This is a genomic window from Arthrobacter sp. TS-15, from assembly GCF_006964045.1.
Lineage (GTDB): Bacteria > Actinomycetota > Actinomycetes > Actinomycetales > Micrococcaceae > Arthrobacter.
This window is the reverse complement of sequence record NZ_SDXQ01000101.1, coordinates 1-1531: the sequence shown is the minus strand read 5'-3', so window position 1 is coordinate 1531 and position 1531 is coordinate 1. Positions and strand designations below refer to the sequence as shown.

3 protein-coding genes are annotated in these 1531 nt (G+C 70.1%); 1 reads left to right on the top strand and 2 read right to left on the bottom strand.

The window, feature by feature from the left end; all coding sequences use genetic code 11:
• Positions 1-483: AraC family ligand binding domain-containing protein (locus EU811_RS23030; protein WP_187697311.1), on the bottom strand; the 483-nt coding region annotated here is incomplete at its 3' end.
• A gap of 55 nt (positions 484-538) precedes the next feature.
• Between EU811_RS23030 and EU811_RS23025 the strand changes: the two genes are divergently transcribed.
• Entirely contained in the window at positions 539-1111 is a 573-nt protein-coding gene (locus EU811_RS23025; protein ID WP_142940563.1) for a class I SAM-dependent methyltransferase, read from the top strand.
• Between the two features lie 5 nt (positions 1112-1116).
• On the opposite strand, the gene EU811_RS23020 is transcribed toward EU811_RS23025, so the two are convergent.
• On the bottom strand, positions 1117-1531 hold a 415-nt coding region (locus EU811_RS23020; RefSeq protein ID WP_238703551.1), incomplete at its 5' end, for a hypothetical protein.

Genomic DNA, 1531 nt, shown 5'->3' with positions numbered 1-1531 from the left:
TAGTCTCGTGGGCTCGGTCACGGACACGCTCGTCACCGGTACGGGACGCAGTACGTCGAGGAGTACGGCCTCGGCCCGCGACCGGGCGTCCGGGGCGAGGTCGGTGCGTACGAGGTGGTCGACGAGGGCCCGGAGCAGCGGGTCCACGCCCACCACCGTGGGCTCGGTCCAGGTGATCTCCGGGCATGCCGCCGGGTTCACGTACGGAGTCCGCATGACGGCGTCGCCCTCCGCCTCCGTCGTGTGGGCCAGCCCGGCGGGGATCCACAGTGCCAGCGACGGCGGCAGCAGCCAGGCGCCCCGCTCGCTGGTCACCCGCAGCAACCCCTTTGCCGCCCAGGCGAGTTGGTGGAAGGTGTGCCAGTGCCGGCCGAAGCCGCTGCCCCTCGGCATCGCGAAGTGGCCGATGAAGATCGCGGTGGCGGCCGGTTGTCCGGCCGACGGCCCGACCGGCGGACCGACCGACTGTCCGTCTGGCGACATGAAACGGCAGCGTAGCCCGTGTCGGACACTGGCGCCCCGCTCGTACCGTCGTCTCATGCCGATGAACCGAGCACACCGCAGACTGTGCAGCTCCGAGAAGTGGGCCCTGACGACCAGGGACCACATCCTCCCCTGGGCCCTGGCGGACGTACCCCTCGGCGACGACGTACTGGAGATCGGTCCGGGCTACGGCGCGAATCTCCGCGTACTGATCGAACAGGTTCCCCGTGTCACGGCCGTCGAGATCGACGAGGGCACGGCCGCCCTGCTGGAGGGGAAGTGGGGTGACCGGGCCACGATCCTGCACGCCGACGGAGCCGCTATGCCGCTGCCGGACGAGAGCTTCTCCTCCGTCGTCTGCTTCGTGATGCTCCACCACGTGCCGACGGCCGCCCAGCAGGACCGGATCTTCGCGGAGGCGCACCGCGTGCTGCGGCCCGGCGGTGTCTTCGCCGGGTGCGACAGCCAGCCGAGCTTCCGGTTCCGGGTGCTGCACTTCCGGGACACGATGAACACGGTGGATCCGGCCGGCCTTCCGGACCGTCTGGCGAAGGCGGGCTTCGCGGACGTGTCGGTGGACCGGCACCCCGAATCCGGTGCCGTCCGCTTCCGCGCCATTCGCCGCTGAAGGGCTCAGCAGCCCACCCGGCCGTAGTGCCGGGCCACCGCGTGGAAGGCCTCCTTCGGCTCCCAGTGCCAGCCGGACTCGGGGTCGTCGGGGCGGTCCTTGATGGGCTTGACGATCGCGTACGAGGCCATGTCGAGGTCGTAGAGCGGCTTGTCGGGGCGGTGCGGAGCGTCGGCGGTGACGAACTCGAACGCCATCGCCGCGTGCAGGTTCATGGACTCGAAGACGTCGAGGAGATCGGTGAGGTAGGCGGCCTGTACGCGCTCGCTACGGACCACGTTCCCCTTGATCTCCGGCGGTGTCTTGGTGTGGTCGACGATGCTCCAGCCCATCCCGCCCTGTTCCGGGGCGCCGACGAACGTACAGGTGCCGAACTCGGTGATGGCGAGCGGCTTGCCCCAGCGCTGGAACTTCCGCAAC

Coding starts and splice junctions, on each gene's coding strand:
- EU811_RS23025 (WP_142940563.1), top strand. CDS start 539: ATGCCGATGAACCGAGCACACCGCAGACTGTGCAGCTCCGAGAAGTGG.